The organism is Sporosarcina sp. P2 (genome assembly GCF_002743255.1).
In the GTDB taxonomy this organism is placed as follows: domain Bacteria; phylum Bacillota; class Bacilli; order Bacillales_A; family Planococcaceae; genus Sporosarcina.
The window spans coordinates 176,523-184,760 of sequence record NZ_PDYY01000007.1; the positions used below are offsets into that span (position 1 = coordinate 176,523).

Consider the following 8,238-nt stretch of genomic DNA (forward strand, 5'->3'; position numbering starts at 1 on the left):
AGGGGTAGTATGCTAGGGATATTCATAGGCTTAGTGTTACTAATGGTATTAGCTTATAGAGGTTGGTCGATCATCTGGATTGCACCTATTTGTGCAGGAATCGTTGCTTTGTTCGGTGGATTGAACTTGCTTGACGCTTATACAGATACCTATATGACAGGTTTCGTGAACTTTGCAAAGCAATGGTTTCCAGTATTTTTACTAGGGGCGATTTTCGGGAAGTTGATGGAGTATAGTGGAATGGCTCATTCAGTAGCTATCGGGATTTCCCGCGTTTTTGGTAAAGAGCGTGCGGTCATTGGTGTCATTGTGGCAGCCAGTGTTTTGGCCTACGGTGGCGTGAGTGTGTTCGTGGTAGTGTTCGCGGTCTATCCATTGGCACTTAATATGTTCCGCGAAGCGAATATTAGCAGACGTCTTCTTCCAGGAACGATTGTGGCAGGGATGATGACATTTACCATGACGGCACTACCGGGTACGCCGCAAATCCAAAATCTAATTCCGACACAGTACTTTCATACGACAGCGGCAGCCGCTCCGATTATCGGACTTGTTTCATCCGCATTCATGATTATCTGTTCGATCGTGTATTTGAATCATAGAGTACGAGTGTTAAGAGAAGCGGGGGAAGTCTTCGAAGAACGTGAAGAGGATTTGAATGCAAAACCGCGCACGAAGTATCCCCATATCATTCTTTCATTACTACCTTTACTGGCTGTCATTATTACATTGAACTTTTTTAAATGGGATATTGTCATAGCGTTGACAACGGGAATTATTCTCATTTTACTCATTTCTATTAAAGAATTCAAAGGCTTCACAAAAGCCGTAAACAGTGGCGCCAGCGATTCGGTCATGGCGATGATCAACACCAGTGCTGCAGTAGGATTTGGAACAATCGTCCGATCGGTTCCAGGCTTTGAAAAGTTAAGCGACGCAATTTTAGGAATCAACGCGAACCCTTTAATCTCTGAAGCAATTGCGGTAAACGTATTGGCAGGAGCGACGGGGTCGGCTTCTGGAGGTTTGGGTATTACATTAGAAGCGTTAGGCTCGCACTACTATGAGGTTGCGACCACTACGGGTCCAGCACCTGAAGCCTTTCACCGCATTGCATCTATTGCTTCGGGTGGATTGGATTCTCTTCCTCACAACGGGGCGATTTCGTGTGAGCGTACCAGGTCCCCACACAATTCAAGAACTATTCAGACAATTGTTTAAGTATTGCTAAGGAGACTTCTTGACCAACAGGTTAGAAGTCTTTTTGCATGTTGTTGAATCAGAATCTCTGTTAGTAGAGTTACGTGGGCATTTCTAGAATGTCCTGACTATTGTAGATGTTCAATATTTCTTCTGTTTCCATCAAACAATAGTTAACGTAAGCTTCTGTGGTTTTCTTGAATGGTGGAGGTAGGCAGTCGGGGAGTTTTGATGTATCCAGATAAGGATAAGGTGACGGAGTAGAAGAATGGTAGTTGGGGAATGTACTAAATGGGTATTCAGCCAAATGTTTGACCATAGGTGTTTTTGTTGCAATCGGATTTCGGTGAATATAGCGGCTTACGGCCAGCATTGCATATGTAGATTTTACTTCCTTAGAATAATATCGCCCTTGGTAAAGCTGTCCGACATAGCCGTAACGTTTAGAGTAGTAATCGCTGTATTTTCGATTGATATGCCGCATGATTTTGGATAGATTGTCCTCAGATTGTAGTAGAATATGATAGTGATTTGTCATGATACAGAACGCAACAACAGTAAAATGATAATCGATCGATGCATGGCCTATGCAGCGCATCAGATGTAGCATATCCTCTTCGGTAGAGTAGATATTCTGTCTGTTATTGCCACGCATAACGACATGGTAGTATACACTTGGCCGCCAATTCCGTTTACGTCTTGCCATTGATCTCTCCTCCTATTAGTTTGTGAATCTATTGAGTATAGAGGAGAAGTTTCATTTTGGTCAAAAGGACGAAATGGAATTTTGGAAAACAGAAAGTGCATACGAGTCCTATTTTAAGTTTGAAGAATTGAATCTTTGCCGCTATTACAGTAGAAGATTTCAATTTCTATATATTTTGGGATTTGAATTGTATGAGAATTGTGTGGGGACCTGGTACCATCCCCAAAGACCGTGGTATGGAAACCCACGGTCTGAAACAGAAGGTACTATGTCTTGAGCGAATACATTTTTAGTAGGCATGAATTTTACTGGATTTAATAAGCCGCTTTGAAGATTTGAATAATGTCATCTTGTGTTCCCTGAATAGGATTACTTCCTGCATTGCCATCTTCCAATGCCAGTTTTGACATTAACTCAAAATCGGAGGACTTAACGCCAAGTTCTTGCAGGTTAGTAGGGATCTTGACATCCTTTGATAGGTTTTTAATGGCTTCGATTGCTTTGAACGCTGCATCTCTTTTAGAAATCCCTTCGATGTTTTCTCCCATAAACTCTGCCATGTTCGCGAATTTATCCAAGTTGGAAATCATATTGTATTCCAGAACATGTGGTAGCAAGACAGCGTTCGCTACACCATGGGGGATATCGTAAAGTCCGCCCAATTGATGTGCCATAGCATGGACATAGCCGAGTCCTGCATTGTTAAATGCCATACCGGCAAGCAAGGAGGCGTTCGCCATATTGTCCCGCGCAGTTATATTGTGTCCATACGCAACGGCTTGCCGTAAGTTATCGGAAATAAGTTTGATGGCTTGAATGGCCATGGCGTCCGTGACGGCATTTGCGCCAAGCGATATATACGATTCAACAGCATGGGTTAAAGCGTCCATACCTGTAGCGGCGGTTAAGCCTGCAGGTTTGTCAATCATCAATTGTGGGTCATTGATCGATACGAGTGGTGTATTTCTCCAACTGACAATAACATACTTGATTTTCTTCTCTGCATTCGTGATCACGCAGTGACGCGTTACTTCACTTCCTGTTCCTGCAGTTGTGTTGACACAGACAATGGGTGGCAACGGGTTTTGTAATTTTTCAATTCCTGCATAATCCTCGTATAAATCACCGTCATGTGTGGCGGCAATGCCTATTCCTTTACCACAGTCATGCGCACTGCCTCCGCCGACTGTGACAATCAAATCGCAATTTTCTTCTTCAAACACTTTCAAACCGTCATGAATATTGTAATCTTTAGGATTTGGTTCTACTCCGTCAAAGTAGGCAACGTTGATCCCGGCCTTATTCAAAGAGTTGACGACTTTCGTTACAGGGCCATTATCCATTTCTTTTAGGAATTTGTCTGTGACGATTAATGCTTTTTTGCCACCTAGTATTGCACAGCGTTCACCTACTACTTCCACTGAACCATTGCCAAAAAAGTTTACTGTTGGCGCGAAAAAATCATACATAATTAATCCTCCTTTATTATGGTGATCAGTCTTTTATTCCCAACGACCCGTAAGTACTTTCTGGCGTGTATAGAAATTCAGTCCGTCTTTACCGTTCGCATGAAGATCACCATAGAAGGAATCTTTCCAACCGGAGAACGGGAAGAAGGCCATCGGTGCAGGAACGCCGATATTTAAACCGAGCATTCCAGCATCGATGTTTTCGCGGAAATTACGCACATTTCCGCCGTCTTTTGTAAAGATACAAGCACCGTTAGCGAATCTGGATTTGTTTGATAGTTGGATCGCTTCATCCAAGTTTTTAACGCGGCTGATCGATAAAACAGGTGCGAAAATTTCGTCTTGCCAAATCTTCATTTCGCTCGTTACATGATCGAAGATCGTCGGGCCGACAAAGTATCCTTTTCCTCTAGCCGCGCTATCTTCTCTACCGTCGCGAATCAGAGTAGCACCTTCATTTTCTCCTGTTGCGATGTATTGCTCTGTTTTTTCTTTATGTGCGTCGCGAATAACAGGCCCAAGGAAAATACCTTCATCTAAACCGTTTCCGATTGTCAGTTCATTCGCTCTGTTGCGTAATGTTTCAACGAATTCATCCGCAATCGCATCTTCAACCGCAACGACTGAACAAGCCATGCAACGTTCACCTGCTGAACCGAACGCTGCGTTAATAATTTGTGTGGCGGCATTGTCTAAGTTCGCATCTTTTAATACGATGGAGTGGTTTTTTGCTCCTGCGAGTGCTTGCACGCGTTTTAAGTTATCTGTTCCACGCTTGTACACGTACTCGGCAACAGGCTGAGATCCCACGAATGAAATGGCAGCGACTTGTTCGTGATCTAGCATGCCATTCACTACGTCATGTGCTCCGTGTACAATATTAAATACACCTTTAGGTAAGCCAGCTTCATCAAGTAGTTCAGCTAAGCGGTTTGCTAGCATAGGTGTACGCTCAGATGGCTTGAGTACAAACGTATTACCTGTTGCGATGGCCATCGGGAACATCCAGCAAGGTACCATCATCGGGAAGTTAAAGGGTGTGATTCCACCGATGACACCAATCGGATAGCGATACGTTCCGGATTCCAAACCTACAGCGACGGACGGTAAGTTATCGCCCATCATCAATGTAGGGGCTCCTGTAGCAAATTCTACACATTCAATTCCGCGCAGTACTTCACCGTGCGCTTCGGTAAAGTTCTTTCCGTTTTCGACAGTGATGATCCTAGCGAGTTCATCCCAGTGTTCCACTAATAGTTGTTGGTATTTGAAGAGAATACGTGCGCGACGTGGAACGGCTACTTCTTTCCACGTAACGAATGCCTCATTTGCAGCTTGCACTGCAGTATCTAAATCTTCTTTTGTCGAGATCGGAACATATGCCACTATCTCTCCAGTTGCAGGATTAAATACAGGCTCTGTCTGATCAGTCGAAGCAGATACCCATTCACCGTTAATATAGTTTTGTACTGTTAGTGTCGAATTCGTAGTCATATAAATGACCTCCTAGTGTAATGATGTGTCAAATTAAAATTGGTATTCATAACATACTTGATACAAGTCCTCAATGGTCTCTTGTGAAGGTGTTTTAGGATTATTGCCGGGACTCCCGCTATCGATTGCGTCTTTTGACATCTTAGTGAGAACGCTTACAAATTCTTTGCGAGGGATTCCCCATTTTTCGAGATTCGGGATATCTAATGATTTGCATAAGTTTTTCACGGATTGTACCGCAATGTCTGCAGCATCTTCATCTGATAATTCCGATGCTTCGGGAGAAAAGATTCTACCGATATCTGCCAGTCTATCAATACATGAATCTTTGCTATATTCCAGTATGGCAGGCAACAGCATCGCATTCGAGAAACCGTGCGGTACATCAAATAGAGCACCAATAGGTCGGGACATGCCATGGACTAAACAGACAGATGCATTGGAAAAAGCACTTCCAGCTTGGAGGGCAGCGAGTGACATGCCTTCTCGCGCTTCAATATTTTGACCGTCCGTGAATGCTGCTTGCAAGTTCTTTGAAATTAACTGGATTGCCGACAAAGCCATCATATCTGTCATCGGATGAGACTTTTTGGATATGTAGGCTTCAATCGCATGACTCAGTGCGTCTACACCCGTCGCAGCTGTGACCTTTTGCGGAGATGAGAGAGTCAGCAACGGATCGACGATGGCTATATTCGGCATGAAAGCAGGTTGTTTAATCATCATCTTGACAGTCGTTGCCGAATTTGTGATCACTGTTACGTCAGTTGCTTCTGAACCGGTTCCTGCAGTAGTCGGAATGGCGATATGAGGTACAGGTGTGATGTGCGCAATTTTCTTCATGCCTACGTACTCTTCAATATTTCCCCCGTTAGTCGCGACGACTGCAACCGCTTTCGCTGTATCGATACAGCTTCCGCCACCCAATGAAATGATTAAGTCACACTTTTCGTCTTGATACAATTGCAATGCCTCTTCTACATATTGGTCATTTGGTTCGGAGGCTACGCCAAGAAAAACGACACTATTAACGGAATGTTCCAATAATTTATCTTGGCAATTGGCAACGTAACCGAGCGTCTGCATGATTTGATCACTGATGATCAATGCTTTTTTACCGAGAACTACTGCTCTTTCACCAACCTGTGCAAGTGCATGTTGTTGATACAATATCGTCGACGGCATGTGAAACGTTTTGCAAGATCCCATTCAGTCAGCTCCTCATCTACTATTATTTGTACTAGAGTAGTGCTTTTGAAAAGAGTAAAATAAAAGTGTAGCGTTAAGGCTACACTTTTATTAATAAACTGAGTGTAGCATTCGCGCTACACTCAGGTCAAGATATTAAATTTTTTTAATTTTTTGTATAAAGTTGTTCTATGAATTCCAAGTAGCTCGGCAGTCTTTGACTTATTGCCTTCTGTTTTCTCCAATAAATCAAGAATCATCTTTTTTTCTTCCACGTCTTGTTTTTCTCTGACGGTTTCCAAAGTATAGATACTTTGTTGATCTAGAATCGTTTTTGGCAAATCTGTCACGTCGATACTAGCGGAGTCTACTACACTAACTAAGTCTTCTACCACATCAATCAATTCTTCGATATTGTCTTTCCATTGGTAATTCATTAAGCAGGAAATAGCTGACGTTGTGAAAGACTTCTCGGCTATTTTATGGGAAAAACAAACTTCCTGCATATAATGCGACAGTAAGTACGGGATATCTTCTTTCCTGTTGCGTAGTGGCGGAATAGATAGTTGCAGTGGATTTAATTGAGCGTATAACTCTGAACTGAACGAGTCTCTTTCCGCTAATTCATGCAAATTCTGTGTAGAAGAAATAATGAGTTGAATAGCAAAGTCGTCTGGAGCTTGTTTTAAAAAGGCCAGCAGCTTCATTTGAATCGTCATGGGTAACCGATCTATATCTTGCAAGTATAGTGTGCTCGGCTCTCTGGAAGTGAGAATTCCGCCCTTACCGAAAAGCCGTTCCTCCACTTTTTTTGGTCCCTGTACCGCACAGTGAATGATCGTGAATGGTTTGGAGGCGAGGGGGCTTAACTGATGAATACTTTCTGCGAAAGCGTTTTTCCCCGTGCCTTTTTCTCCTGATAATAAAACTACGGCTTGCGTTCGTGCGGCAGTCCGAGCTTTTCTTTTCAAGTCGGAAATTGCTTCACTCGTTCCGATAATTTGATTAAGACTCGAAAAGCCTTCGGATGATAGGGGAGGGAGTTCGGTATCGTTCATGACTTTCTGCAATTGCAGTCGTTCATAGATTCGATAAATATCCGAAACTCCTTCAAAGATCAGCATTCCAATGGCTGCGACTACTTTGCCGTTCTTCCAGACAGGGATTCGATGCACGACCATGTCCTGTCCTTGTATATTTTGTAGAACGCCTCTTTCGGGCATCCCTTTTTGGACGGTTTCATGTAAATTGGTGTTTTCGATGATGTCTGTTACATGCCTCCCGATTGCCTTTGATCGGGGAACGCCTGTAAATTTACTATATGCATTATTGAATTCAATAATCATCCCCTTTTCGTCTACGACAGCAATTCCTTCAAACGCTTTTTCAAGTATGACAGTTAAAATATCCGAAACTTTTTCATTCTGTATATAACTTTCCATTAATGCTGACAGTCCTTTGAAAATTTCCTTTTGGGTTAATAGACCAGTGAGTTCGCCTTGTTGATTTTTCACAACAAAGATACGAGCATCGTTGGAGTCAAAAGGAAGTTCACTCAGCAATGTCTGTTCATCCACTTCCGCTACTGGCAACGGCAACATCGTCTCAAGCAATATATGCTTGTCGTGCCCATTGACGAATGCTTCGAGTACATGATGGAGAGTCATCATGCCAATCGGTCTATGGTGCGAATCGACAACCGGAAGAAACTCGACCTTCAATTCCTTCAGAACTTTAGCCGCTTCGAGCAATGTTTTATCAGCTTGAATGACTGTCGGGTTTTCATTCATCCAATTGGCTACAGACATCCACTTTTTATCGCTTTCAAATTGTATGAGTGTATCAATAAATGTGTCTTTAAACATGAGAGCCTCCAGAAGATATCTATTTTACTTTGTGTTGCTTCATTATAGCTCAAAAGAGGTACCAGGTCCCCACACAATTCAAGGGCAATTCGGAAAACTTTGCACGAAATTCAAATAGACTTCTTGTCCAACAGAGCAGTAGTTTTCTTAAAACGAAACTTCTATTAGTGGAGTTACGTAGGTAGTCCGGGTGTTTTGATGTATCCAGATAAGGATAAGGTGACGGAGTCATTGTTTTCCGCTCGATTGTCACACCATTCGTTCCGTTAGTCGCGGTAGGAATCGCTTATTTATTAAGTCAGTCATTTGTAGCGTT

6 protein-coding genes are annotated in these 8,238 nt (G+C 42.8%); 1 reads left to right on the top strand and 5 read right to left on the bottom strand.

Annotation, left to right across the window (positions count from 1 at the left end; all coding sequences use genetic code 11):
- Positions 1-9: 9 nt before the first annotated feature.
- Complete coding sequence (locus CSV67_RS09440) at positions 10-1,221, top strand: GntP family permease (protein ID WP_233192584.1); 1,212 nt, start codon at positions 10-12, stop codon at positions 1,219-1,221.
- A 79-nt stretch (positions 1,222-1,300) separates the two neighbouring features.
- Here CSV67_RS09440 and CSV67_RS09445 read toward each other — a convergent pair whose 3' ends face one another.
- From CSV67_RS09445 to CSV67_RS09465, 5 genes are all read right to left on the bottom strand, one after another.
- On the bottom strand, positions 1,301-1,906 hold the full coding sequence (locus CSV67_RS09445; RefSeq protein ID WP_099631346.1) for a transposase: 606 nt from the start codon (positions 1,904-1,906) through the stop codon (positions 1,301-1,303).
- A 314-nt stretch (positions 1,907-2,220) separates the two neighbouring features.
- A complete protein-coding gene (locus CSV67_RS09450; RefSeq protein ID WP_099631347.1) occupies positions 2,221-3,375 on the bottom strand; it encodes an iron-containing alcohol dehydrogenase in 1,155 nt (384 codons plus the stop codon).
- A gap of 33 nt (positions 3,376-3,408) precedes the next feature.
- The gene (locus CSV67_RS09455) at positions 3,409-4,869 is read right to left on the bottom strand and encodes a CoA-acylating methylmalonate-semialdehyde dehydrogenase (protein ID WP_099631348.1); all 1,461 of its coding nucleotides are present in this window, start codon (positions 4,867-4,869) and stop codon (positions 3,409-3,411) included.
- A gap of 33 nt (positions 4,870-4,902) precedes the next feature.
- Complete coding sequence (locus CSV67_RS09460) at positions 4,903-6,078, bottom strand: iron-containing alcohol dehydrogenase (RefSeq protein WP_099631349.1); 1,176 nt, start codon at positions 6,076-6,078, stop codon at positions 4,903-4,905.
- Positions 6,079-6,200: 122 nt separating this feature from the next.
- Positions 6,201-7,922, bottom strand: a complete 1,722-nt coding sequence (locus CSV67_RS09465) for a sigma 54-interacting transcriptional regulator (RefSeq protein WP_099631350.1) — start codon at positions 7,920-7,922, stop codon at positions 6,201-6,203.
- Positions 7,923-8,238 lie beyond the last annotated feature (316 nt).

Coding starts and splice junctions, on each gene's coding strand:
- CSV67_RS09445 (WP_099631346.1), bottom strand. CDS start 1,906: ATGGCAAGACGTAAACGGAATTGGCGGCCAAGTGTATACTACCATGTC.
- CSV67_RS09455 (WP_099631348.1), bottom strand. CDS start 4,869: ATGACTACGAATTCGACACTAACAGTACAAAACTATATTAACGGTGAA.
- CSV67_RS09465 (WP_099631350.1), bottom strand. CDS start 7,922: ATGTTTAAAGACACATTTATTGATACACTCATACAATTTGAAAGCGAT.
- CSV67_RS09440 (WP_233192584.1), top strand. CDS start 10: ATGCTAGGGATATTCATAGGCTTAGTGTTACTAATGGTATTAGCTTAT.
- CSV67_RS09450 (WP_099631347.1), bottom strand. CDS start 3,375: ATGTATGATTTTTTCGCGCCAACAGTAAACTTTTTTGGCAATGGTTCA.
- CSV67_RS09460 (WP_099631349.1), bottom strand. CDS start 6,078: ATGGGATCTTGCAAAACGTTTCACATGCCGTCGACGATATTGTATCAA.